The organism is Pseudoalteromonas sp. SR43-3, from assembly GCF_014163875.1.
In the GTDB taxonomy this organism is placed as follows: domain Bacteria; phylum Pseudomonadota; class Gammaproteobacteria; order Enterobacterales; family Alteromonadaceae; genus Pseudoalteromonas; species Pseudoalteromonas distincta.
Map to the genome: position 1 here is coordinate 24,763 of NZ_JACJEC010000024.1, position 25,058 is coordinate 49,820.

General features: G+C 38.7%; 21 protein-coding genes and 1 pseudogene. 6 read left to right on the forward strand and 16 right to left on the reverse strand.

The window, feature by feature from the left end:
* Positions 1-90: 90 nt before the first annotated feature.
* From H5088_RS18265 to dnaK, 12 genes are all read right to left on the reverse strand, one after another.
* Positions 91-1,485 carry a coniferyl aldehyde dehydrogenase gene (locus H5088_RS18265; protein WP_404936297.1) on the reverse strand — a complete coding sequence of 465 codons (1,395 nt, stop codon included), beginning with the start codon at positions 1,483-1,485 and terminating at the stop codon, positions 91-93.
* Positions 1,486-1,699: 214 nt separating this feature from the next.
* On the reverse strand, positions 1,700-3,175 hold the full coding sequence (locus H5088_RS18270) for an SLC13 family permease (RefSeq protein ID WP_182693760.1): 1,476 nt from the start codon (positions 3,173-3,175) through the stop codon (positions 1,700-1,702).
* Positions 3,176-3,184: 9 nt separating this feature from the next.
* A complete protein-coding gene (locus tag H5088_RS18275; protein WP_182671145.1) occupies positions 3,185-4,141 on the reverse strand; it encodes a porin in 957 nt (318 codons plus the stop codon).
* Between the two features lie 176 nt (positions 4,142-4,317).
* Positions 4,318-5,682, reverse strand: a complete 1,365-nt coding sequence (locus H5088_RS18280) for a sigma-54 dependent transcriptional regulator (RefSeq protein WP_039488492.1) — start codon at positions 5,680-5,682, stop codon at positions 4,318-4,320.
* Positions 5,675-7,405 carry an ATP-binding protein gene (locus H5088_RS18285; protein ID WP_182712322.1) on the reverse strand — a complete coding sequence of 577 codons (1,731 nt, stop codon included), beginning with the start codon at positions 7,403-7,405 and terminating at the stop codon, positions 5,675-5,677. The genes H5088_RS18280 and H5088_RS18285 overlap by 8 nt, the downstream gene beginning before the upstream one ends.
* A gap of 190 nt (positions 7,406-7,595) precedes the next feature.
* Entirely contained in the window at positions 7,596-7,859 is a 264-nt protein-coding gene (locus tag H5088_RS18290) for a hypothetical protein (RefSeq protein ID WP_024595558.1), read from the reverse strand.
* A 161-nt stretch (positions 7,860-8,020) separates the two neighbouring features.
* Positions 8,021-8,272, reverse strand: a complete 252-nt coding sequence (locus H5088_RS18295; RefSeq protein ID WP_024595559.1) for a hypothetical protein — start codon at positions 8,270-8,272, stop codon at positions 8,021-8,023.
* 305 nt (positions 8,273-8,577) lie between these two features.
* Positions 8,578-8,946, reverse strand: a complete 369-nt coding sequence (locus H5088_RS18300; RefSeq protein ID WP_024595560.1) for a response regulator — start codon at positions 8,944-8,946, stop codon at positions 8,578-8,580.
* Between the two features lie 92 nt (positions 8,947-9,038).
* On the reverse strand, positions 9,039-9,443 hold the full coding sequence (locus H5088_RS18305) for a DUF1761 domain-containing protein (RefSeq protein WP_182754068.1): 405 nt from the start codon (positions 9,441-9,443) through the stop codon (positions 9,039-9,041).
* 150 nt (positions 9,444-9,593) lie between these two features.
* The gene (gene ybaK / locus H5088_RS18310) at positions 9,594-10,055 is read right to left on the reverse strand and encodes a Cys-tRNA(Pro) deacylase (RefSeq protein ID WP_182754072.1); all 462 of its coding nucleotides are present in this window, start codon (positions 10,053-10,055) and stop codon (positions 9,594-9,596) included.
* Between the two features lie 100 nt (positions 10,056-10,155).
* Positions 10,156-11,295: a molecular chaperone DnaJ gene (gene dnaJ, locus H5088_RS18315; protein ID WP_002959065.1), complete on the reverse strand. Its 1,140-nt coding sequence runs from the start codon at positions 11,293-11,295 to the stop codon at positions 10,156-10,158.
* A gap of 202 nt (positions 11,296-11,497) precedes the next feature.
* Positions 11,498-13,414, reverse strand: a complete 1,917-nt coding sequence (gene dnaK / locus H5088_RS18320) for a molecular chaperone DnaK (RefSeq protein ID WP_002959064.1) — start codon at positions 13,412-13,414, stop codon at positions 11,498-11,500.
* A 241-nt stretch (positions 13,415-13,655) separates the two neighbouring features.
* Here dnaK and H5088_RS18325 point away from each other — a divergent pair, with 241 nt between their 5' ends.
* Positions 13,656-14,471 carry a thioesterase family protein gene (locus H5088_RS18325; protein ID WP_182754074.1) on the forward strand — a complete coding sequence of 272 codons (816 nt, stop codon included), beginning with the start codon at positions 13,656-13,658 and terminating at the stop codon, positions 14,469-14,471.
* Here the strand turns inward: H5088_RS18325 and H5088_RS18330 are convergent.
* Positions 14,460-15,206 (reverse strand): ABC transporter substrate-binding protein, encoded by a 747-nt coding sequence (locus H5088_RS18330; protein WP_182754076.1) that lies wholly within the window; start codon positions 15,204-15,206, stop codon positions 14,460-14,462. The two genes, H5088_RS18325 and H5088_RS18330, sit on opposite strands and share 12 nt — an antisense overlap.
* A gap of 164 nt (positions 15,207-15,370) precedes the next feature.
* Here H5088_RS18330 and H5088_RS18335 point away from each other — a divergent pair, with 164 nt between their 5' ends.
* The 3 genes from H5088_RS18335 to H5088_RS18345 are packed head-to-tail and all read left to right on the forward strand — an operon-like array spanning position 15,371 to position 18,797.
* A complete protein-coding gene (locus tag H5088_RS18335; RefSeq protein WP_024595565.1) occupies positions 15,371-16,537 on the forward strand; it encodes a paraquat-inducible protein A in 1,167 nt (388 codons plus the stop codon).
* A complete protein-coding gene (pqiB, locus tag H5088_RS18340; protein WP_182695179.1) occupies positions 16,534-18,189 on the forward strand; it encodes an intermembrane transport protein PqiB in 1,656 nt (551 codons plus the stop codon). The genes H5088_RS18335 and pqiB overlap by 4 nt, the downstream gene beginning before the upstream one ends.
* Positions 18,189-18,797: a PqiC family protein gene (locus H5088_RS18345; RefSeq protein ID WP_024595769.1), complete on the forward strand. Its 609-nt coding sequence runs from the start codon at positions 18,189-18,191 to the stop codon at positions 18,795-18,797. Before pqiB ends, H5088_RS18345 begins: the two co-directional genes overlap by 1 nt.
* Here H5088_RS18345 and H5088_RS18350 read toward each other — a convergent pair.
* On the reverse strand, positions 18,794-19,300 hold the full coding sequence (locus H5088_RS18350; RefSeq protein WP_182754078.1) for a GNAT family N-acetyltransferase: 507 nt from the start codon (positions 19,298-19,300) through the stop codon (positions 18,794-18,796). The genes H5088_RS18345 and H5088_RS18350 overlap by 4 nt on opposite strands.
* 323 nt (positions 19,301-19,623) lie before the next feature.
* On the opposite strand from H5088_RS18350, the gene H5088_RS18355 reads away from it, so the two are divergent.
* Complete coding sequence (locus tag H5088_RS18355; protein WP_024604188.1) at positions 19,624-21,006, forward strand: Na+/H+ antiporter NhaC family protein; 1,383 nt, start codon at positions 19,624-19,626, stop codon at positions 21,004-21,006.
* Between the two features lie 67 nt (positions 21,007-21,073).
* Here the strand turns inward: H5088_RS18355 and H5088_RS18360 are convergent, their stop codons facing one another.
* Positions 21,074-23,956 carry an insulinase family protein gene (locus H5088_RS18360; protein WP_182754080.1) on the reverse strand — a complete coding sequence of 961 codons (2,883 nt, stop codon included), beginning with the start codon at positions 23,954-23,956 and terminating at the stop codon, positions 21,074-21,076.
* A gap of 236 nt (positions 23,957-24,192) precedes the next feature.
* Here H5088_RS18360 and H5088_RS18365 point away from each other — a divergent pair, with 236 nt between their 5' ends.
* Positions 24,193-24,609 carry an MAPEG family protein gene (locus H5088_RS18365; RefSeq protein ID WP_076925639.1) on the forward strand — a complete coding sequence of 139 codons (417 nt, stop codon included), beginning with the start codon at positions 24,193-24,195 and terminating at the stop codon, positions 24,607-24,609.
* 71 nt (positions 24,610-24,680) lie between these two features.
* Here the strand turns inward: H5088_RS18365 and H5088_RS18370 are convergent.
* Positions 24,681-24,932: pseudogene (locus H5088_RS18370) on the reverse strand (peptidylprolyl isomerase); the annotation flags it as partial.
* Positions 24,933-25,058 lie beyond the last annotated feature (126 nt).

The window sequence follows — 25,058 nt, forward strand, 5'->3', positions numbered from 1 at the left end:
AAGGCTGAATTACATAATGTAATTCAGCCTTTTTAATATATCTTGATTAGCAAGTTAACACCTATTCAACTTTACCAAATCAGCACCCTATTATTTTATGTAAAGCCACTTTAGAAGCTTAATAATAAGTTTGCTTTGTTTTAGTAGCATAACAATGCGAGGATTAAACGAGCCCGATACTAACGTATTTTTAGCATGGCTAAACGTTAAAAAACCTTCTATACCATGATAATGCCCCATTCCTGAATGGCCTACACCACCAAAAGGAGCATCGTCAGCAGTTACTTGCACTAAGGTATCGTTTATTGCCACAGTGCCACTGATTGTTTGCTTCATAATGTATTCTTGAGCTTGCTTATCTTGGCCTAAAATATAAAGCGCTAATGGGTGGTGATGAGCTTTAATATAGTCAATTGCGCTGTCGAGCTTTTCATAACTCATTATTGGCAGTATTGGACCAAATAACTCATCTTGCATAAGCTGCATTTCGTCAGTTACTTGAGTCACTAAATGCAGCCCCATACGATGCTTTTCTTCGTCTTGCTGATTGTGTTCAAGTGGCTTAATAATGTTTGCACCCAGTTCTTGGGCTTGCTCTAAGTAGGTTGCCAAACGTTTATAATGCGCATCGCTAATGATAGAAGTTAAGTTTTTACCTTCAACACCGTCTTTAAAATGCTTTTTATACAACTCGCATAATTGCTGAATAAGCTGATGCTCAAGCTCTTTGGGTACAAATACGTAGTCGGGAGCAACGCATATTTGCCCTGCGTTGGCCATTTTTCCAAACAGTAAAGCTTGCGCCGCTTTTTTAATATCGGCATTTTGCGTAATAATAACTGGCGATTTACCACCGAGTTCGAGCGTTACTGGTGTTAAATTACGACTCGCTGAAGCCATTACTAATTTACCAACGGCCGTTGAACCCGTAAATAATAAATGAGCAAATGGCAGTGATGAAAACTGCGCGGCTACGTCGCTACCGCCTTGTATTATTTTGCAATGCGCTTGCATGTCGTCTTTAAATATTTTTTCGATAACGGCGTTTGTGTGAGGTGTAAACTCGCTTAATTTGAGCATAACTCTATTACCAGCAGCTATGGCGGTAAGCACAGGTACTAACGCTAACTGAATAGGGTAATTCCACGGTGCAATAATACCAACCACACCTTTAGGTTGGTAATTAACACTTACTTTTGAAGGCCACAAGCTTAAACCCACAGAGCGATTACTTGGCTTTGCCCATTTTGGTAGCTTTTTGATAATGTGCGCGAGTGTTTGAACCGTAGGCAATATATCGCCAAGTAGAGTATCGAAAGCGGTTCTGTAACCAAAGTCTTTTGAAGCAGCATCCACTAGCTCTTGCTCAAGTTCAACAATACGTACACGGAGTTTTTTTAATAAAACGAGACGTTTATCAATTGGCAAGTAAGGCGTTTCGAGAAAGCTTTTTCGCAATTCATCAAACTGGGGAATTAAAGGCATTGCCTGTGATGTCTCAGTGCTCAAAATAGGTTACTCAATTTTTAAAGTTATTAACGACTATAACCTTGTTCTGTTTTTCGAGCAATAACACTAATTATCTAAAAAAGAGCTTCTTGAGTACTACAAATAAGTATAAAGAGTAGTTTTGTTTAAAACTGTAAATATAAACAAAGCTACTCTGGAATAGGTTGGTTGGAACTAATTTAGTTCAGCTTTAAAAGCCAAATACTTGGGCTGCAATCGTCATTGTAACCAGCGTAATTAATACAATAGCCACAATGTTTAGCACAAAACCCGCTCTTATCATGTCGCGCATTTGAATTTGCCCTGAGCCAAACACAATAGCATTTGGTGGTGTCGCTACCGGCATCATAAACGCACAACTACACGCTATAGCTGCAGGAATAACCCAAACCAATGGTGAACCTGTTATAGACTCTGCAACGGGCCCTAACAAAGGAAGAAAGCCAGCTGCAGTTGCTGTATTGCTTGTGATCTCAGTTAAAAACGTAATTAATGCCACAACAACAAGTACACTCATAACAAGTGGAATAGTGCTGGCGCCTTCAATTAGGTGAGCAATAAATTCAGCAAGCCCTGATGACTTAATTTGAGATGCAAGTGTAAGCCCGCCACCAAATAATAATAAAACGCCCCACGGCACTTTAGCTGCGCTTTCCCAATCAAGGATACGCTCATCTTTGCCTTTATTCGCTGGCATTACAAACAACAGCAATGCCGCTGCAATTGCAATAGTAGTATCTGAAATATTAAGACCTGTTATATCACCTAATAAAGGTCTAAATATCCAACACAGTGCTGCTAAAACAAACACAAATAACACGCCTTTTTCGGCGCGCTGCATTATACCTAGGCTTTTTAACTGCGTTGAAAACACCGCTTTTGTATCAATTTTTTGATCGTTTTTAATATTAGCATCTACTTTATACGCAAATTTAGTAAGCCAAACCCAGCTAATAATTAGCATGCCTAAAGACAGTGGTACGCCTACAATCATCCATTGCGCAAAGCCAATTTCTATTTGGTAACTATCTGACAAGTAAGCAGCCATTAAAGCATTAGGCGGAGTACCGATTAAGGTAGCAATACCACCAATACTTGCACCATAAGCGATTGATAACAGTAAAGCCTTACCAAAACCTTCATTACTCGGGTCTGATTGCTTAACTAAATTAGTAATTGAAAGCGCAATAGGCAGCATCATTACAGCTGTTGCGGTATTAGACATCCACATCGACAAAAATGCGGTTACCAGCATCATGGCTAAAATTTGCAAGCTTGGCTTTTTACCCGCATATAACATGGTGCTTAGCGCAATACGTTTATGTAACCCCCAACGCTCCATAGCAATAGAAATTAAAAAACCACCTAAAAATAAAAATATTAGCGGGTGCGCATACGGGGCAGCCACGCTTTTAATTGCTGCTATATCAGCCAGTGGTGATATTACCAGAGGGAGCAAAGCAGTTGCTGGAATTGGTACTACTTCGCTCACCCACCACGATGCCATCCAAAATGCTAAACCTGCGGTTTTAAATGCCGCTACAGACATACCCGTTGGTGGATCGAGTAAACATGTCAATAGCATTACTACAGGGCCTAGTATCAAAAAAAGCCATTGGAAATTTCTTTTCTTATCTGGTTTTTGCGTGAGTATATTATCTGTCATGGCAGGCCTCTAAAATTTGTATTTAAGACCAAGCGCAACACTGCTGTCGTCTTGTTCTTCTAAATTAAGGTCGGTGTATAAAAGGTAAGCAGTTGTTTGCTTGTCAAATACATAGTCAAGGCCCGTAGTCCATTGTGTTGCCTCAGAAGTTTGACGAAGTAAAGAGTCATCTTTAGCAAACTGTAATTTAGGTACCCATTTATCAAGCGTATAGCTTGCACTTAACACATAACCGTTACCTGATTTTATACCATCTGTTGATTCAGAATGCTGATATAGTGCACCAAGCTGTAATTGTTCAAATTTATAGGCTGCTGCTATTCGGCTCGCATTAATATTATTAAGAGAATCAACATGGCTTAATGATAAGTAATATGAGGTGTTTTTTAAGCTACGATCACCATAAATAAAAGTTGCTGCAAATCCAGCTTCGTTATCTTTGTTGTCGTCTTTTGGAGCATAAGTAAACGAAAATTGCGTATTATGCCAATGCTTAGAAGTGTATGTTAGCGTATCACCAAGTCTATCTTGTCCTGCAATAACTTGGGCTATGTCACCTTGGGTTTCATTAAAGTTATCAACTTTGCCTTCAGAGTATTTAAAGCGAGTATCATTTCTTCCCACTACAAGCTCGCCAAATTGACCTTTTAAACCAAGATAAGTATTCCTTGCACTAAATGGCTCTTCGGTGTCATCTTGCTCAAAGCCTTTTACTTGCACTTCGTATTTAAAAACAACGTTTAAATATTCATTTAATTTGTGTTGCCCTTGAATACCTATACGCGAAAATGGCGCTTCAATCTGCGTGCCTTCTTCTGCGTAACGCATAATACCCGTATCTGTATTAGCAATTTGCACTTCGGCTTTACCATAAACATCATATTCAGTAGCGCAAGCCGTGTACGAGTAAAAAGCAAAGCTACTTATTGAGGTGAGTAAAATAGTAGAGTGTGTAAACTTTATCATTATGTGTCCTAATTATTAGAATCTACTTGTTGTCAGACCTAATAAGGCAACTTTACTGCCAATGGTAAAATACTATTACATTTCAGATGGTTAATGGGTATTGCGTATAAAAAATAGAATAAATGTGCGGTTTCCCACACACCATAAAAACGAAGTTGTCACATAAACCACACAATTTAGTCAATAAACATATCACGGTTTAAATTGTATTTACTCATTTTATCGTAAAGGGTTTTACGAGCGATTTGCAGTGTATCCATCGTATTTTTAATACTGCCATGGTTACGCTCTAGGGCTTCTTCTATTAATGACTGCTCATAAAAAGCAACTTTTTCAGATAAGCTTAAATCGGGAGAAAGCTCACCTTTAGCCTGCGTTTTGCTAACACTAAAAGCAAGTTCTACTCCTAATAAAACCGCGCGTTCAGCTTGGTTTCTAAGCTCCCTTACATTACCAGGCCAGTCGTACGCTAAGAGTCGCTGTTGTATTTCGCTATTAAGAGGTGCTGGCGGCTTGTGATAGCGTGTTGCTGCAATAGAGCTAAAGTGCTTAAACAGTAATACTATATCTGCTTTTCGAGCTCTAAGTGGGGGTATATCTACTTTTACCAAACTTAGCCGATAATATAAATCTGCTCTAAATTCACCTTTTTCAACAAGTGAAAGCAAATCTACTTTAGTGGCTGCAACAATTCTTATATCTAACTCAATTGCTTTATTATCACCTACTGGAGTTACTTTTCGCTCCTCTAATACGCGTAATAATTTAACCTGCAACGACATTGGGGTACTTTCTATTTCATCTAAAAAAACTGTACCACCTTGTGCAAATTCAAACTTTCCCTTACGAGTGTGAGTTGCTCCGGTATAGGCACCACTTGCAGCACCAAACAACTCGCTTTCTATCAACTGCTCAGGCACCGCGCCGCAATTTATAGCCACAAAGTTACTTGCTGAGCGAATACTTTGATCGTGTAAGTAACGCGCTACAAGCTCTTTACCCGTGCCAGTTTCACCTTCAATCATTACATCAGCTGGGGTATCAATAACCGTATTGAGTAAATGCATCATATCTTGCATTTTAGGAGTATCACCCAGTATTCGTACACCCGGCGCTGAGGTTTTTTGTACAGCAAGTTTTAGTGCACGATTTTGAATCACTAAGCTACGCTTGTCGCATGCTCTTGCTATGCAATCAAGCAATGTTTCGTTTACTGGTTTTTCAAATAAGTCATACGCGCCTAATTGCATAGCTTTAACAGCAATAGTTACATCGGCGTACCCTGTTAAAAATATAACCGGCAGTTCACTATCAAATGCCGTGACTTGCTCAAGCAAAGTAAGCCCATCCATTGCAGGCATATTTATGTCACTCAGTACAACGCCCATAAAACGTCGATTAAGCTTTGTTAGAGCCGTACTTGCATCATTAAAGCACTCAACTGTATAGCCTTCGAGAGTAAGTAATTGCTTTAATGAATCTCTGATCATCGCTTCATCATCAACTACAATGATGTGCTTACACGGTGAGTTTTCAATCATCTGTTTTATCCTGCGTGCTTGATAGACTGATTATAAACTCAGCCCCGCCTTGCAGTCGATTGTGCGCACTTAAAGAGCCATTAAACGAGTCAATGATTTGTTTTGAAATAGATAGTCCAAGGCCTAAGCCGTTACTTTCTTTAGTACTATAAAAAGGTTCGAAAATATTACCAAAAGCATGTTGCTCTATTCCAGGCCCTGTATCTAAAATTGAGAGTTTTACTCGGTTATCAAAGCACTCAACATTAAAACTTAATTTACGTATTATTGCGCCATTCATAGCTTGGCTCGCGTTAGTTATTAAGTTAACCAACACTTGCTCAAATTTAAGTGAATCAACCCACACTATTAACCCACTATCTAAATTAGGCTGCTCTACGTGTACGTTATCTTGTTTTAGTTGTGAGCTGGCAATCATCAAGGCGTTATTTAATAAACCAGCTAACGGATAAGGCCTTAATTGAGTTTGTGATGGTTTGCTAAAATGTTTTAGCTGCCCCACTATTTTGTGTACGCGACCTACAAGCCCCTCAATCACAGTTATGCTTTCGCCAAGTGCGGTGTAATTTTGCTTAGCGAGTAAACGTTTGGCGCTTGCTAGGTAAGTATTCATAGCGCTAAGCGGCTGGTTTATTTCGTGATTAATACCTGCGCTTAACTGCCCAATTGTTGCAAGTTTTGCTGATTGAACTAATGCAACTTGCGTTTTCTCAAGCTCTTGTGTGCGCTCAATCACTTTTTGCTCAAGACTATGCCTAGAGTAAACGAGCTTTTTATAACCCGCAAAACGAGCAAGTAAACTATAACCAACAATAATAACTAAAGCATAAATGCTAAATGCCCAAAACAAGCGTATTAATTGAGCTGAATTTACTTTTGTAATATCAACAAGTACGTTCATATGTGCACTAAAGTAACGCAATGGTTTTGTCGCACTCACATAAAGGTTTTTATTAATTTTGAAATGCGAAATACCCTGGCTCTTATATTGAAACTGCTTAATATATACAGGTTGATGATCTAAATAAGCACGGCGTAACTTTATATTACGTCGCTTTGTTATATCAAACTCACTGAAGCTATTTAAACGCCATGTTTGCATATCAGACATCGCAATTACATTATCACTAAGCTCTAAATAAAAATGGCTACCTTTAGATGTATTTAAAAGCTCTCTGTCGTTTTCAAATTTGCTTACATTCACTTTTAATACAACAACACCAACCGCTTTGTTGTCGTGATAAACAGCCTGCGAAAAATAAATACCACGCTCTTTTGAACGCATACCTAGTGCAAAGTAGGCCACTTTTTCACCTGCAAATGCACGTTTAAAGTAAGGTCTAAAGGCAAAGTTACTACCTAAAAATGTGTAATCGGCTTGCCAGTTACTACTTGCCGTTACTGCGCCTTGGGCATTCAGTACAAATATATCTGATGCACCACTGGCTTGTTGTATATCAGCTAAGTAGTTATTTATAGCGTTGTAATGGGCTTGGTCGCCGTTTGCAAATTCAATCATTAACTGATTATAAGTAAGTAGCTGGGGAATAGCCGAAAAACGAGCGAGTTCAGTATCAATGTAATTATTTAATTGAGTAACCTGACGCTGCGCTTGAGCTGTTGCTTTTTCAATATCGTGAGCGCGGCCTACCCAAAATGTAACAACCAAAATTAATACTAATAATATACATACTGTAATTATTTTTTTAGAAAACGTAAACATGGCCTACCCGAGAAATAGCCTAAAAATTTAAGGTCGCTAGTGTAACGACTTATATGAGGCAGGGATATAAACTTTTTGTTAACAAATGAATTTAATTATACTTGTTAATTAAATTTAGTCCTAAAAACAAAAAACACCGCAAACAGTTGTGCTTGCAGTGTTTAAGGTTTAGAACAAAATTAATACGTTATTAATTTGTAGCTAAAGCTGATCTGTTTTTTAGGTATTTGTATAAACCAATTAATGAAGCAGCTATCCAAAATATTTCTATCACAAAGCTCGCTAAATTAAAGTTATAGCAAAGGCTAATTAACAACAAAATCGCCCCTGTTAAATTCATCATATTATACGTTAGGCTAGATGGAGACGTCTTTCCTAGCTGCAGTAAGAAAAATGAACCAACTACTAAAAAAGTACCTGTCATACCTATGATGTCAAATAAGAGTGCTATCACGAAACTATCCTTTATCCATTTTTAAATAACCCAATAAACTGGCCCGATCCATGGGGAGGGTATTTTTTCATTCATTGAAACAGCAAACCGGGCGATTCTATCAATATGGTAAATTCTAACAAGGCCATATGTCCGTATGAATAAATTTTACTGTATCTGAATTATTTAAAAGTTACTTTGCCACCAATTATTTTATAGGCAGGCGCACCACGAATAATCGCTTCTCGGGCAAAAGGCCGACTACAGTTAGGGCAAATACAGGGCTCTTGTGTAAAGTCTTGACTAATACGCTCTTTAAAACACTTAACTAATGCTCCTTTGCCTCCTTTTCGATATTTAAATAAGGAAGCTTTACAAGCAGAGCAAAAAATATCGACCGTTTTAGTTGGGCCTTTTTTATTAGGTTTTGCCATTAAGTCCTTCAGTACTATATAAAAAATTATTCTTTATGATACCAGTTTATAGCAATTCGTTTAATTAAGTGATCTATTTAGAGGGTAGAAAAACGTGTTGATAGCTAGGCGAAAGTTCGCTATTTAACTGTTCTAAATGAGAATTTTTTAACACAGGGAGCGACACATTTAGCCTCGCAAAATGATTAGGTATTATTGCTCATTGGTATTAGGTGGGTAAAGGTGACCACTGGGTTTTAAAATTTTTACGCGGTATGGATACTAAAGTGAGCTCATAATAATTTAATGATGATGAAAAATATAACCTAATCTTTGAAAAAGAAGCGGTTTAATTGAGATGATAGTACATTCATATTAAAAGGTTTGATTATAAACCCCGATACTTTAGCTGCAATAACTTGCTTAACTTTATCTGTACTATCCTCACAGGTAACCATCAACACAGGAATATCGGCAAGGGCTCTGTCTTTTCGAATGTTTGTGAGTAAATCAACGCCATCCATTTTTGGCATATGAAGATCTGTAATAACCAAATCGAAATGCTGGTCACGTAATAAAGCCAAAGCTTGTAATCCATCTGTAGCTTCAACGATATTGCAATACTCCAACTTTCTTAGCATATTAATTAAAACATGACGCATAAGCGGCATATCATCAACTACTAATATTTTCATTAATACCGCTACCAAATCATGTAAATACGATTATATAAACCTACTCTACTCTCAGGTAAGAATCAAACCGGGCATTATCGGCTACTCAACCCTTACGGCCAAATACCTAAAATAAGCCCCATTAACGAAAACTGTAAAATACAGTAACTCCCGTTAATTAAAAATAGCTTTAAAGGGCGTTGCTCGAATATATAACTTAACCCTAGTGAACTACTGATCCAAAAAAAACCGATCACAAAGCCTGTTCCTACACACTCAACTAAACTTGCGTCTTTACCTAAAAATAGAGACAACATTAAAGCCGCTATAAATACTAAAAAGAAGCTGCCGCCAAATATCAACTTGGGATTGGCTGATTGCAAATCAAGGTCGGTTAAGCCAATACTTTCTAGCCAAGCGTTTTTAAAGAGTGCTTTTGAGTACCATATGCCGCCAAGCATAAAAGAAGACAGTGCAGCCACCAGTATTGCAAAATAATCTACATCGAAAAGGTTCATACAAATAGCCGTATACAAAATGTGTAATACCGTTTGGTATTAAATATTAACGGTATAAAGATACTCTCAATGTAGTTACAAATAAGGTATTGAGCAAATTGCTTAACTTGAGTTAATTGCCTTTATGGAGAGTAATTTTAAAAATAAAGGCTATAAATCGCCAAATTTAGCGCTAGTTAACGCCGCTAAATTAGTTGGGGAGAGTGCGATTTCTAAACCTCGCTTTCCGGCGCTCACATAAATAGTATCAAAAAGTGAAGCACTACTATGAATAAACGTAGCTAAGCGTTTTTTTTGCCCAAGTGGACTTACTCCACCTAAAATATAACCAGTGCTAGCTTGAACTTTTTGCGGGGCAGCCATGGCTACTTTTTTGGCACCACATAATTTTGCTAACTGTTTTAAGTTAACTTGTTGCGACACAGGAGTAACAGCAACAATTAGCTGCCTTTCATTCGTTTCCAGAACAAGGGTTTTATATACTTGGGCGCTATCTAAATTTAACTTTTCAACAGCTTCAAGCCCATATTGACTATTACCTGCATCGTGTTCGTAACTGAGTACTTCAAAGGGGATTTTTTGTTTTTTAAGTAATTCGATTGCTGGGGTCATACTATTTAATCGTGTTTTTTTTAACAGTAACAAAAATAAAATTTAAAGCAAAAAAAACGACGCTAAAAAGCGCCGTTTCATTATTAATAATAATTTAAATTTACTTAGTTAAATCATCAAAAAACTTTTTAACCCCGTCAAAAAAGCCTTGCTCTTTAGGACGATTTTTCGAGCTATCTGTACCCATACTTTCATCTAACTCTTGCAGTAGTTCACGTTGACGCTCGTTAAGATTAACTGGCGTTTCGATTACTACCTTACAAATTAGATCGCCTTGGGCACCACTTCGAACAGACTTAACGCCTTTGCCACGCATACGGAACATTTTGCCCGTTTGCGTTTCAGAAGGTATTTTAAGCTTTGCACGACCATCAAGTGTTGGCACCTGAATTTCGCCACCAAGACCTGCTGTTGTAAAGCTAATTGGTACTTCACAGTATAAATTATTTGCTTCACGTACAAATATTTCATGTTCGCGAACAGATACTTGCACGTACAAGTCGCCAGATGGCGCGCCGTGCATTCCGGCTTCACCTTCACCAGTTAAGCGGATACGGTCTCCTGTATCAACGCCAGCTGGAATTTTAACTGAAAGCGTTTTAGTTTTTTCTACGCGGCCCTGGCCATGACATTTGTTACAAGGGTCTGAAATAATCTGACCTTGTCCCTGACACGTTGGACACGTTTGCTGAACAGCAAAGAAACCTTGGCGCATTTGTACTTGGCCAGCACCATGACATGTAGTACATGTTTTAGGCTTTGAACCTGCTTTAGCACCACTGCCATCACACGGCTCACAACCCACCCATGTTGGCACTTTAATTTCAACTTCTTTACCACGAACCGCTTCTTCTAAGCTCAAGTCCATGTTGTAACGTAAGTCAGAACCACGTTGTTGACGAGATTGACGTCGACCACCGCCGCCACCAAAAATATCGCCAAATACGTCACCAAATACATCACCAAAATCGCCATGACCGCCACCAAAGCCGCCATGACCACCGCCACCGCCTTGCTCAAATGCCGCGTGACCATGTTGGTCATACATTTGGCGTTTTTGAGGATCGGTTAAAATCTCGTAAGCTTCTTTAACTTCTTTAAATTTAGTTTCAAGCTCTTTATCGCCTGCGGTACGATCTGGATGATATTTCATCGCTAAGCGTTTATACGCTTTTTTTATGTCTCGCTCACTCGCATCTTTGCTTACGCCGAGGGCTTCGTAATAATCGCGTTTTGACATATCTATCACACTACTCTTTTCTGTTTGCAGCGTGAGCTGCTGGATAAACCGATAAATCGCATCGATTTATCATTGAATTTTTAAACCTTAAATACATGCAAAAGGCGCGACAAGCTATTGCTCGCGCGCCTCAATTGTTCATCCTAACCTAAACACTCGATTGAGTTAAGTGTTTTTGGCTAGCGAGAAGCGTTAGCAACAATTACTTGTCGTCTTTCACTTCTTCGAACTCTGCATCAACAACGTCGTCGTCTTGCTTAGCTGATTGCTGTTGCTCGCCTGCATCTGCTGAACCTTGCTGTGCTTTCGCTTGTGCAATTTCCATTAGTTTTTGAGACTTTTCAGCAAGAGCTTGAGTTTTAGCTTCAATCTCTTCTTTGTTGTCGCTCTTAATAGCAGCTTCTAAATCTACAACAGCCGCTTCAATCGCTTCTTTGTCTTCGCTTGGTAATGCATCGCCAGCTTCTTCAATTTGCTTACGAGTACCATGTACTAGAGCATCAGCTTGGTTACGAGCAGCTACAAGTTCTTCAAACTTTTTATCGTCTTCAGCATGTGCTTCTGCATCACGAACCATTTTTTCAACTTCTTCATCGCTTAAGCCTGAAGATGCTTGAATTGTGATTTTTTGCTCTTTACCTGTATCTTTATCTTTTGCAGATACATGTAAGATACCATCGGCATCAACATCGAATGTTACTTCGATTTGCGGTGTACCACGTTGTGCTGGGCGAATACCTTCTAGGTTAAATTGACCTAGAGATTTATTGTCGCTTGAACGTTTACGCTCACCTTGTAACACGTGAATTGTTACAGCAGATTGGTTATCTTCAGCTGTTGAGAATGTTTGCGATTTCTTAGTAGGAATCGTCGTGTTTTTCTCAATTAATGCAGTCATTACTGAGCCCATTGTCTCAATACCTAGAGATAATGGAGAAACGTCTAGTAATAGTACATCTTTAACGTCACCAGCAAGTACACCACCTTGAATCGCTGCGCCTACTGCAACTGCTTCATCAGGGTTTACGTCTTTACGTGGTTCTTTACCGAAGAAATCAGCAACTGTTTTTTGTACTAAAGGCATACGTGTTTGGCCACCAACAAGAATAATATCGTTGATGTCGCTTACTGATAAATCAGCATCAGCAAGTGCACGTTTAAGTGGCTCTAGAGATTTAGTTACTAAATCTTCAACTAGTGATTCAAGCTTAGCACGTGTTAGTTTCACGTTCATGTGCTTAGGACCAGATGCATCAGCAGTTACATACGGAAGGTTTACTTCAGTTGATTGTGCAGATGACAGTTCAATTTTTGCTTTTTCAGCAGCTTCTTTAACACGTTGCATTGCAAGAGGATCAGTTTTTAAGTCTAAACCTTGATCTTTCTTGAATTCAGCTACTAAGTAGTTGATTACACGGTTATCGAAATCTTCACCACCTAAGTGAGTATCACCGTTTGTAGCAAGTACTTCAAAAGTGTGCTCGCCTTCAACTTCATCAATTTCAATGATTGATAAATCGAAAGTACCGCCACCTAAGTCATATACTGCAACGATGTTTTCGCCACGGTTTTTATCCATACCGTAAGCAAGTGCCGCAGCAGTTGGCTCATTGATAATACGTTTAACTTCAAGACCCGCAATACGGCCAGCATCTTTCGTTGCTTGACGTTGTGAATCGTTAAAGTATGCAGGTACTGTGATTACAGCTTCAGTTACTTCTTCACCTAAGAAGTCCTCTGCCGTTTTCTTCATTTTTTTCAGTACTTCAGCAGAAATTTGTGGTGCAGCGCGTTTTTCGCCACCCGCTTCTACCCATGCATCGCCGTTATCAGCTTTGATGATTTTAAACGGCATAATGCCGATATCGCGTTGTACTTCTTCGTCTTCAAAACGACGACCAATTAAACGCTTGATTGCAAATAATGTGTTTGTCGGGTTAGTAACCGCTTGACGCTTAGCAGATTGACCTACTAATGTTTCGCCGTCTTGCGTGTAAGCAATAATAGACGGGGTTGTGCGATCGCCTTCCGCGTTTTCAATAACACGTGCTTTGCCACCATCAAGTACTGCAACACAAGAGTTTGTAGTACCTAAATCGATTCCAATAATTTTACCCATGAAACTTCTCCAACTTCAATATTCGTTAATACGTTCGATGACATAGTAAATAGGGATGCGCCAAACTTATTTCAACTGTAAAAATGAAAAAAAATCCATTTTTTGTGATTTATTTACAAAATAACCCTAATAATTGTAAGGAATGGTGATTTTTGCACCGCCAGAGACGTTTTTAATTACTGGTCTGACTAGTTTGGTTGTGTTATAAATTTATTAAATCGCACTATAAGAGGACATCTTCATGCATTTTGAACAATTACTTCTCCAAGCTGCAAAAATTGGAAGTTCAGACAATACCGAACAATTAACTAGCACAATGCAATTTCCAGAAAACTGGTGCCAAGGCAGAACTGCTTTTGGTGGGCTCTCAGCCGCACTGTTGTATCAAGCTATCAGAGGAAAAGTATCCAGTGATCGTCGCCTACTCTCACTCAGTACAAATTTTGTAGGGCCATTACTAGCTGATACTCCTTTTTCGTTATCGGTAGAAATATTAAGACAAGGTAAAAGCAGCACACAGGTACTCGCTACAGCCATTCAAAATGAACAAGTGTGTGTAATTGTACAAGCGTGTTTTGCTAAAAGTAGAGAGTCGGGTGTAAATGTGCCTGTTTCAAAGTCTTTAGGGTTAAAACCGGTAGACGAGCGCCATACTCTACCTTTTATTAAAGGCCAGATGCCTGAATTTTTTCAACATGTTGATTTATGCCCTCAACAAGGTGCCATGCCATTTAGCAGCGCAGAAACGTCTCACTTAGGGGGATGGATGCGCTTTAAACATACGCCCGAACAAATAACTGAAGCGCATGTAATTGCATTAACAGATGCATGGCCACCTACGTTATTACAAATGTTTAAACAACCCGCTCCAGCTAGTAGCATGTCATGGTATTTAGAGTTTGTACAAGAGCCAAACTTATCACCTGGCGAATGGCTTGGCTTTGAAGCAATCACTCATCATTCAAAAGATGGCTATGGTTTAGAAGATGGCTGTATATGGTCACAATCCGGTGAGCTAATAGCGCTTACACGTCAAACAGTGGCGTTATTTGATTGATGAATGGGTTTGGCCTTCATCAACAATTCTTTTATAAGTACCGTTTTGCTTGATGAGCGCCAAACCTATATCAAACTCAGTAGCTAAAGATAGGTTATTAAAATAAGCAGGTCGCTCTGCTTTTGGAAATAAAGTGTAAATTTGCACAACTTCGGGTGATTTATGTTTATTGTAGTAATAGTAAAAAATACGCTTATCTAACACAATTACATCCACCCAACCTTTTAACAGCTTATCTACCTGCGCCTTTTGATTAATAACCTCTTGATATGAGCTAAAGTGTTTAACATTACTTTTAAATATAGAAGGCAGATATGCAGTTGCATTTTGAAAAGCAAGGACGTTTTTATTAAACATGCCTTCTATTTCATCAATATTATATTTATTTCGCTTGAGTGTGATGGCTACATTTTCATAACTAAGTACCGGTTTACTTGAGTAAATACCTGCACTACTTTCTCCTGCATAATTTAAAAGTATATCTACTCCTTTATTATGCAATTGATGCTCAGCGCGTTTATTCGACATATATTGCACATTAATATTGGCAAATCCATTAGCCTTTAACGCGGCTTTGATTAAACCTAGGTGTATACCCGAGTCTGTTTTTTCAAAAACATAGGGCGGAATTGATGCGCTCGCGGCGATAATTACTTCTCGCTCTTTATTACTAGCCACAGCATTTTGCGAACAAATAAAGAGCCACATTAGTATGCAGTACAAATAATATTTCACACGCTTCCTTTACATAACGAGCAGCTTGATGGCAGAACGCGTTGTATTAATGTATTAAATATAGCAAAATTGAAGAAATATTCTTCTTGCTTGGTATTAAATTGCAAACTGTCTGCCCCTGCTGCGATCTGATCATAGATATACCTCGCATAATCGCAAAACAAATGGCGATATGCCCACATTGCCACCATAAACTTTGCGAAGCCGATGTTAATCACGACAGTCGCATAGTAGCACTAAGCTTTAGCGCACTATTAATGTTGCTCAGCAGTATGTTTTACCCTTTTATTTCATTTAGTAGTAGCGGTATAACTCAAACTATTACACTGCCCGACGCGGCTCGAATTTTGTTTAATTATGATAGTGAGCTACTTGGCTTATTTATTGATTTGAGCATTATTGCCCTGCCCATGGGTTTGCTTGTTATTTTAATTCCTTTGCATCTTGGGCTTTTAAAAGCATTACCAGAGAGCATTGCAAGGCGACTACTAAAGTTCACTTTGGCGTTAGAGCCTTGGATTATGTCGGAAATATTTTTAATTGGCGTACTTGTTAGTATGGTTAAAATCATGTCGCTGGCTGATATTAGCTTCGGCACGAGTTTTTGGGCTTATGTGGGGTTTGTTATTTTATACATAGCTGCACTTGTTCACTTAAATCGCCCACGCTTATGGGCTCAAATAAAGCCTGTAAAAGTACTCGAAGGCGCAGAGCATGCTAAACGTGCAATAGATGAAAATATTAAAGCCTGCCATGTGTGCCATCAACTATGTACCGGTAATATTTGCCAGCGTTGCCATACAAAAACACACGTCAGAAACCCTTATAGCGTACAAAAAGCAGCAGCTTGGCTAATTACTTCTGTTGTTTGTTATATTCCAGCAAATGTTTTACCTATTATGCACACCACTAGCCTTGGGGATGAATCCCCTTCGACTTTAATTGGTGGTGTTATTACTCTTTGGAAAAGTGGCTCCTACCCTATTGCCGCTATTATATTTTTAGCCAGTGTGGTTGTACCGCTTGCTAAGGCATTTGTATTGAGCTTTTTATGCTTTATGGTTACAAGGCCTGCCAATAAACATACAAAAAGTTACACCCGAATTTATCAACTGACTGAGTTTATTGGTAAATGGTCGATGATAGATGTATTCGTGGTTGCTATTTTAGTGGCCTTAGTTCAACTGGGTAATTTAATGTCAGTAACGCCAGGATTAGGCATTGTATTTTTTACAGTTATGGTAATATGCCAAATGATGGCTGCCCATGCCTTTGACCCACGCTTATTGTGGGATTCCCCTAAAAACAAAAAATCAGAGAACAAAGCATGACCGAAACCGCCGAAATAACAAAAGAACCGAAAATTTCCGCTATCTGGATCATTCCGGCAATTGCGCTTTTAGTGGGCATGTGGATGTTATACCAATACCAAGCTAATAAAGGCCCTACTATTTTTATCGAAATGCCACAAGCAGAAGGTATTATTGCAGGTAAGACTGAAATAAAAGTGCGCAGTGTAAAAATAGGTCAAATTGATCATGTTAGGCTATCCGACACGCAAGACAGCGTAATTGCTCGCGCGCAAATAGATAAAAATTACAACGAGCTACTGACTAACGATGCCAAAATTTGGGTCGTGAAACCACGCATTGATGAAACAGGTATTAGCGGGATGAGTACGTTATTGTCTGGTGTATATTTAGAGTTTTCACCCGGTGAAAGTAAAGAACTAAAAGAGCGTTTTAAGTTACAAGATGAACCCGCCCTTATTGGTAAAGATGTGAAAGGTGGTCGTTTTAAATTAATGAGTTACAACGCTGAAGTACTTGATGTAAGCACCGGTATATTCTTCAAAAATTATAAAATAGGGCAAATAGAAACCGCCACTTTTGATTGGGAAAACCAAGCAATGAAGTACGGCGTATTTATTAAAGCCCCTTATCAAAATCTGATCACCATGAACTCTATTTTTTGGGTGAACGCAGGAATTGAAATTGACCTATCTGCCGATGGTATCAATATTAATACGGGCTCTTTGAGTAAACTATTAAAAGGCGGTATTTCGGTTGGTTTACCTGAACAACAGGCCCCGGGTGAAATAGCACAAGATGGGCATAGCTTTTCATTAAGCCAAAGCTATAAAGAGGCGTTAGAAGAGCGCTTTTATGATTTTGATTACTACCTAATTGAATTTGAACAATCAGTTCGAGGACTACGCACAGGTGCACCTGTCGAATACAGAGGTATGCGTGTAGGTACTGTTGTTGAAACCCCTGCCAATGTAATTATTGACGGTAAACCTGCCCACTTTAGAAACCATAATACGGCGGTTCCAGTGCTTATAAAAGTAGAATACGGACGCTTGTATCATGACAGTGCTTCAGCAAAAGAGTATTGGCAAGGCAGTTTAAAGGGCTGGATTGAAAGTGGTATGCGCGCCTCGTTAAAGCCTGGTAATTTATTAACGGGTGCTGTGTATGTAGATTTTGATATATACCCCGACGCGCCAGAAGCGCACCTAGGTAAACTTGTGCAGTATGATGTTTTTCCGAGTATTTCAAGCGGTATAACTGTATTAGCAGATCAAGTTTCTGACGTACTTAATAAGGTAAATAACTTAAAAGTTGAAGATAGCTTGGCACAAATGCAAGCTACATTTACCGATTACCGAGCGCTTGCTAATGAAATGCGAGAGCTGCTAAGCCAAAAAGATACACAAAACTTACCTGGCGACTTTAACCGTAATTTCGAAAAGATGACAAAAAGCATGGAGCAGTTTGAAGTCACTATGCGCCAATTTGATAAAACCATGGCCAGTTACCAAGCCGGTTCTGAACTTCATCATCAAATACAGCAAACGTTAAAAGAGTTTAAACGTTTAAGTGAGGGCCTACAGCCTCTAACTCGCGGATTAAACGAGCAACCTAATATGCTAATTTTTGATAAATCATTACCAGCAGATCCAAAACCAAGGAAGCAATAATGAAATCGTTATTTTTAACTGCAAGTTTATTATTACTATTGGCAGGTTGTAGTTCATCAATACAAACTGCGACACAGTATTACCAGTTTGAGCAGCCTATAGGTGCATCGTCTCGAAACGTTGCAGATACAGATGCGCAACTAAGAATACAAACTGTTGTACTTAGAGGCGCTTTAAATAATTTGGGCATTGCTATGAAAATAGATAGCAACCAAATTCATGCTGCAAATTATAACCTGTGGGGCGAATCGCCGGATGTAATGCTTACTGCAACAGCCCAGCAAACACTTTTTAATGCTATGCCCAACTGGATGGTAATAAAAGGCTTACCGGTCATTACTGAACTTGATCAACAAACGTTTTATGAGCTTGAATACGAAATTCACCACTTTAATGGCGATATGCAAGGTAACGCTGATATTTCTGGGCTTTGGCGTTTATATTACACACACCCTGAAACAGGCCGACGCCTTATAAGTATTAATAATTTTTCGCAATTGGTCCCTATTGATGATGATGGCTATGACGGTTTAGTTTCAACACTTGAAGCAACATGGCTAAATATAAACCTAAATGTTGCAAAACAAATAGAACAAGCAAGACTTTAATCGTTAAGTGACAATATAATCACGGCGGTTTTATCATCATTGATAACCGCCTTGCCCTCTATTTTAAAACCCAATTTTAACAACACATTCTGCGATGCCCTATTATCTGGTGATGTTATTGCACACAGTTTTGTAATTCCAAATTCATGCTTATGTTGCAAAAGTGCGCTGGCCGCTTCAAAAACATAACCCTTTTTTTCAAAACCGCTTACAAGTGCAAAACCTAAATCAGGTTGTTGTAACGCTGCTCGTTTATAAAACCCAACAACGCCAACCACTACAGCATTATGCAAAGTAATAATGTAAGGCCCAAAGCCTTGGCGTACATGAGAAGCAATAAATGACTGATTGATGTACGACTTGGCATCATCAAGGGTATAGATTGCTTTATCACCAATATGCTCTATGAAACTCGCCTGATTAACTAGCTTAAGTAAAATAGCTGCATCAAGCTCATTTGCATGGCGCAACAACAGTCGATTTGTTTTAAATACAGCGTTCAATGTAAGCTCCTTTAAAAAACTTTGTTTTGCATGTAACTTTTTGTTGACTGAAATTAAAAAGCAGATTATTTTTGCGCCGATGTTTTTACAGGCACAACAATAGCGGTTTGCACTCCTTGCACCGTCTGGCGCCAAAGCCAACGCGTTTCACTTAAGCTGCTATTTAACATGACTGTTTATGTGTCCCTCCCTCGCGTACAAAAGCAGTGACTTGGAAGATGATTTTACAACAAACTTATCATCTTCTTTGTTTTTGTATAAGCAGTTTAAAAATTAATACTATTGTAATTTTTATACATGCTTTTAATTTTGTGAATACTTAAATGCTTGAACCTTCTGCGTTAAGTTTACTGCCACCGTTGGTGGTAGTTGTATTGGCTGTTGTATTACGCCGCCCTATTTTATCTTTACTTATTGGTGCTTTAGTTGGTTTAGTTATCGCCGATCCTGCACAGGTACTTACTAACTTTGCGAGTACATCGCTAAAAGTGATGACAGACGAAACCATCGGCTGGCTAATACTTGTATGTGGTGGCTTTGGTGCTTTGATCGCGCTATTAGTGCGCACAGGTGGCGCATCGGCTTTTGGCAAGTTAGCCCTTAAATACACTAAAGGTAAACGCTCATCTTTGTTTATGACCTTTTGTTTGGGTGTAGTTATTTTTATTGATGACTACTTAAATGCGCTTACCGTGGGTGAAACCATGAAACGCATTACCGATAAATTTAAAGTGAGCCGTGAGATGCTTGCCTATGTTGTAGACTCTACTGCTGCACCAATTTGTGTACTTGTCCCTTTATCTACTTGGGCGGTTTTTTTTGGTGGCTTACTTGTAGATAACGGTATTGCAGAAGAAGGCAAAGGGATTGCAGTTTATATCCAAGCCATACCGTATATGTTTTATGCGTGGTTTGCAGTGCTTGTTGTTTTACTTGTTGTGCTGGGTATTATTCCTGCGATTGGTCCAATGAAAAAAGCAGAGCAAATGGCGCAAATTGAGCAAGCTCAAGTCGACCCTGCTCAATACAATGACGTTCAAACAGCGGATGAATATGCGGTAAAAGCCGTAGAAGAAAACTTTGAAGATGCTGATCCTAAAGGTAAATTACGTAACTTTTTGGTGCCGATTATTTTACTGGTTGCATTTACTGTTTACTTTGAAATAGACGTATACAAAGGCTTATTAGCAACAATGGCGGTCACTCTCCCGTTTTATGCTCTACAAAAATTAATGAGTGTAAGTGAAATGATTGAACGCATGCTTGATGGCTTTAAAAGTATGATCCCCGCGATTGGTACTGTTATAGCTGCGTTTATATTTAAAGATGTATGCGACTTAATTGGTTTGCCTCAGTTTGTTATTGGCAGCTTAAGCCCTTATATGACCGCTGCATACTTACCAGCCGTGGTATTTATTTCAATGGCTATATTAGCGTTTGCAACGGGGTCTAGCTGGGGTATTTTTGCTGTATCAATTCCCATTGTTATGCCACTGGCTAATGCGGTTGATGCAAACATACCACTAGTCATTGGGGCGCTATTATCGGCTTCTTCTTTTGGTAGCCAAGCGTGTTTTTACTCAGATTCAACCGTACTCGCAGCGCAAGGTTCTGGTTGTAATTTAATGAGCCATGCCGTTACACAATTGCCATATACACTGATTGCTGCGGCATTAGCTGTTATAGGCTTTTTGATAATGGCTTAAATTTGCTTAAATAAAAACCCCAATGTAGTGATACATTGGGGTTTATTTTTAGCTACATAGATAAAGCTTATTTTTGTAGTTTAATACCATTGTAATGGGCATCAAGCGTTGTGATTTTAGTTTGATTAGGTAAATCGGCAAAGTCACTTTCTATAAACTTAGTCCCGCGTAATTGCACATTTAAACGTGCAGCATTAGGGTTAAGCATTGTTTGCTTGTAGTAGTCTTTTATATCTGCAAGCGTTACTTTTTCAACTTCATCAATCAGCTTTTGCTTAGAATCAAAGGTAAAGTTTTCACGATACCAATCGTTTATCAGTGGGCTCATTTCGTCACTTAAGTTTTTAGGCTGCTCTTTAAGTGATACAAGGGTAGAGTTTTTCAGCTGCTCAAAAGTCTCTTCGCTCATGTTATCAAGTTCAACTGCGTATTCTTTTTTAAACTTATCAAAACGAGCTTGTATTTCTTTTGGTCCTTTAACCGGTGTTTGAATATACAAACCAATTGCTGAGTAATCTTCAATTGGGCGAGCTAACGCACCTACTGCGTATGCAAGTTGCTCCTCAGTACGCATTTTATCAAACGCAACAGTTCTAAAGTGGCTTTGTAATACAGCTGCTTCTGCTTTTTGTTTGTAACCCGCAACAGGGTGAACGGTCATATCAACCACCGCTACATCGGCTACATCGATATCTTTTTGCAGTACCAGTGTTTCGCCCGGTTGTGGCAACCACGCTTTGCTTCGTGCAAATTCACTGCGCTTATGATTACTTGGTAATGTTGCACTTAACTCTTGTGCAATCGCGTCAATATCTTGCTGATCGTAGTTACCGTAACTAAATACACGTAAATCGTTTTGTGCAAACGTAGCTGTTTTTAATTGTGCTAAGTCGGCAACACTCAGTGAGTCAGCGGCTTTAATAAGCGCATCTGTATCAAAGCCACCTGTACGCGTTAGTTTTGAATACTCGCCAAATGCTTGTGCATACGGAAACTGCTTTTGTTGGTTTAGTAAATTACGTTTAAAACGATCTACGGCTTGGTTAAATGCTTGTGCTGTTTCATCAGCTTTTAAGCCGGTTAAAGCTTGTTTAAGCAATACATCTTGCTTATCTGTAAAACCACTCATAGATAAAACAAGGCCATTACTCGGTGCTAAGCTTACACTCATACCGGCGATCGCTGCTTCGGTACTTAACTGACTTTGTTGAATATTATATAAATCGGCCCAAACAGAATAAAGGACTTCTGCTTTAATATCGTTCAAACCGGGTTGAGTATTTATATAAACTTCAACAAGCCCTTTTGGCTGCTCTGCAAATTTTTGACTTGCTTGGCGCCATACTTTTACACCACTTTTATCGTAAGCAAGTTCTGGGTGTTTTTGCTCTTTAAATGCTTGCGTTTTTATTGCAAAATTTTCAGGCAATAAATTGTTTACTGTTGGTAGTGCTAACTTAAATTCGCTTGGTTTTTTCCAGCTGGCAATTTCATCATCGCTAATGTCACTGATGCGGTATTTACCGTCGTAAAAGTGTAGTTGTGAGTCTGTCTCTTCTTGCTGCGATACATACCAAATACGAAGGGTGTCGGCATTTAACTGCTCAAGTACATTGTTTACAGCGTCAGCGTCAAACTTTGCATAATAATAAGGTGCATTAATAGCGTGATTTAACGGATAGTCTTGCATGCTTTGCGTAAGCGAGCTTACATAATTAAACTCATCACCTTTTTCTAAAAACTTAAACTGGTTATTAAGGGAAGTACGAATTTCGTTGAAATACTTGCTATCAACGCCTTCTTTTTTAATTAAATCGATGTACTGCATAATAGTCGCAACTATTTCGTCACGATTTTTCATGCCTTCATCGGTAAGCTCTACATTTACATTTAACGAACCGTAGTTGCCATATTGATTTGGTGCAGCTGAAGCTGAAAGCTGAGACACCCACCCTTTATCACGAAGAAGTTGCGCTGGGCTGCCCGGCATTTCATTACTTAGTAAATACGCTACAAATCGGTTTGGTTTAAGTGCAAATTCGCTATTATTATTAGCAATGGTGAAATCAAGTTGCAGCTGTTTTACATCTTCATTTGGTGCATAAAACACGCGTTTTCCGCCAGCGTTATCAAAATCAAGTTTTGCAGTCACTGTTGGTTTTTCGATATTTTTATTTTTTATGTCAGCAAAGTATTTTTGCGCTTTTTGCTCCATTTCAGCAATAGGTAAATTAGAAATAAGCGCAACTTTCATAATATTTGAAGAGTAGTATTTATTATAAAAATCAACCGTTTCTTTATGAAGTGAACTGTTTTCTTTATCGCCAAGGGTTTCTAGGTTACCAATTAAAAAGCGATTAGCCGGGTGATCGCCCATCATTTTACGCGCGAGTTTAAATTGTCCAAAAAAGTCCATTTCACGGCGCATTGACCACTCTGCATTCACTGCATTTTTTTCTTTATCTGTGTATTCTGGGTATAACTTAGGCGCTTTGAAAAAGTCAGCAAAACGGTCTAGCCCTTCATCAAACGCGTCGTTATTAATTTTAAACATGTAATTAGTAATATCGAGCCACGTGTAAGCATTGTGCGCGCCACCATTTTTGGTCATAAAATCAGAATACCCTTTTGTGTCTGGGTAGCGATCTGTGCCTAAAAACAACATGTGCTCTAAATAATGCGCCATACCTTGTTGCGACATTGGGTCGTGCAGTAAACCAACACCAACGCTTAGTGCCGCTGCAGATTTTTCAGCACCTGGATCTGACACTAAAATTACTTCAATGTCGTTTGCCAGCTTAAGTGTTTTATATTCGCGGTTATCGTTAGGACTTACGACTAACGTATCTGATAGTAAAGAGGCCTGAGGCGCCACTGAAACCGAAGCCGTATTTGAACAACCACTTAAAACTGCAAGTGCGATTGCACTAAAACCAATAATCTTTTTCATTTTTGTTTTCCATTAAAAAGTATTGCGCAAAATAGCGTGCGCCAATTCAAAGCAATATAGTTAAGCTAAACTAACATTTTCAATTAATAACTTTCTACAAAATAACGCTATTTTGTGTAACACATTGTGAAAAATGTCTTCATAATTGGATATTAGTTGGGAGTCTGCCAACCTTGCGAGACTAAAAATCATTCAATATCAAAAAATACGCAAATTCTAAATAATAAGGAAAAACAATGGAAAAAATCATCATACTTGCCATGTTTGCACAAGTTACGCTTTCACTGGTTGTCATGCTCATTATGGGTAAAAGGCGCTTTGCCGCAGCTAAAAATAAACAACTAGATTTAAGTGATTTTAAAACAATGCAGTTAGATAAGGCTGGCGACACTATTAGGGTGGCAGATAGAAACTTTTCGAATCAGTTTGAAATACCTGTACTTTTTTACGCGGGATGTTTACTTGCACTACAACTAAATAGCGCCAGTACACTTGTGGCTATACTGGCCTGTTTATTTGTAGCAACACGCATTGTGCATAGTGTTATTCATTTAGGTGAAAATAACGTACGCGCACGTTTTAAAGTATTTTTGCTAGGTTGTATTTGTGTATTTTCAATTTGGCTTGCTATGGTTTGGCGAGTATTACTTTAAATAGCAAAGTTTAATAAGAGTAATGTGAAAGGTAATTTACGTCTGCCACATTACTATTACATAAGATTTAATTATTTAGCACGTTTTAAACGAGGAAACACAAGTAAAAAAGCGCCTAAAAGCCACCCTAGCCCACCGCCAGAACTACTATCTGAACCTATTGGTGCACCTGAGTCAATTAACGTGTTTTCAGTTACAGTAAGGCCTACGGCTGAATTAGGATCATCATCCATAACAGTTACACTTTGAATAGTTACCAAATTAGCACTACTAATTGCTACATCACTGCTTGAGCATTGCTCAGTGGTAATACCAATCACCGGTCTGACGAATCCCCAAAACGTGACAGGCACAGCAATTTATGATCTTATGTAAATCACCACAACCCACATAAGTCACAACTGCTATGCCTGAGACATCAGTTTGCCATAAGTACTTTAAACATGCAT

What these genes read in the sequence shown, in the direction of transcription:
- H5088_RS18280 (WP_039488492.1), bottom strand. Translation starts at nt 5,682, where the DNA reads ATGATTGAAAACTCACCGTGTAAGCACATCATTGTAGTTGATGATGAA.
- pqiB (WP_182695179.1), top strand. Translation starts at nt 16,534, where the DNA reads ATGACCGAAACCGCCGAAATAACAAAAGAACCGAAAATTTCCGCTATC.
- ybaK (WP_182754072.1), bottom strand. Translation starts at nt 10,055, where the DNA reads ATGACCCCAGCAATCGAATTACTTAAAAAACAAAAAATCCCCTTTGAA.
- H5088_RS18305 (WP_182754068.1), bottom strand. Translation starts at nt 9,443, where the DNA reads ATGAACCTTTTCGATGTAGATTATTTTGCAATACTGGTGGCTGCACTG.
- dnaK (WP_002959064.1), bottom strand. Translation starts at nt 13,414, where the DNA reads ATGGGTAAAATTATTGGAATCGATTTAGGTACTACAAACTCTTGTGTT.
- H5088_RS18360 (WP_182754080.1), bottom strand. Translation starts at nt 23,956, where the DNA reads ATGAAAAAGATTATTGGTTTTAGTGCAATCGCACTTGCAGTTTTAAGT.
- H5088_RS18365 (WP_076925639.1), top strand. Translation starts at nt 24,193, where the DNA reads ATGGAAAAAATCATCATACTTGCCATGTTTGCACAAGTTACGCTTTCA.
- dnaJ (WP_002959065.1), bottom strand. Translation starts at nt 11,295, where the DNA reads ATGTCAAAACGCGATTATTACGAAGCCCTCGGCGTAAGCAAAGATGCG.
- H5088_RS18295 (WP_024595559.1), bottom strand. Translation starts at nt 8,272, where the DNA reads ATGGCAAAACCTAATAAAAAAGGCCCAACTAAAACGGTCGATATTTTT.
- H5088_RS18325 (WP_182754074.1), top strand. Translation starts at nt 13,656, where the DNA reads ATGCATTTTGAACAATTACTTCTCCAAGCTGCAAAAATTGGAAGTTCA.
- H5088_RS18335 (WP_024595565.1), top strand. Translation starts at nt 15,371, where the DNA reads ATGGCGATATGCCCACATTGCCACCATAAACTTTGCGAAGCCGATGTT.
- H5088_RS18275 (WP_182671145.1), bottom strand. Translation starts at nt 4,141, where the DNA reads ATGATAAAGTTTACACACTCTACTATTTTACTCACCTCAATAAGTAGC.
- H5088_RS18300 (WP_024595560.1), bottom strand. Translation starts at nt 8,946, where the DNA reads ATGAAAATATTAGTAGTTGATGATATGCCGCTTATGCGTCATGTTTTA.
- H5088_RS18265 (WP_404936297.1), bottom strand. Translation starts at nt 1,485, where the DNA reads ATGCCTTTAATTCCCCAGTTTGATGAATTGCGAAAAAGCTTTCTCGAA.
- H5088_RS18270 (WP_182693760.1), bottom strand. Translation starts at nt 3,175, where the DNA reads ATGACAGATAATATACTCACGCAAAAACCAGATAAGAAAAGAAATTTC.
- H5088_RS18355 (WP_024604188.1), top strand. Translation starts at nt 19,624, where the DNA reads ATGCTTGAACCTTCTGCGTTAAGTTTACTGCCACCGTTGGTGGTAGTT.
- H5088_RS18285 (WP_182712322.1), bottom strand. Translation starts at nt 7,405, where the DNA reads ATGTTTACGTTTTCTAAAAAAATAATTACAGTATGTATATTATTAGTA.
- H5088_RS18345 (WP_024595769.1), top strand. Translation starts at nt 18,189, where the DNA reads ATGAAATCGTTATTTTTAACTGCAAGTTTATTATTACTATTGGCAGGT.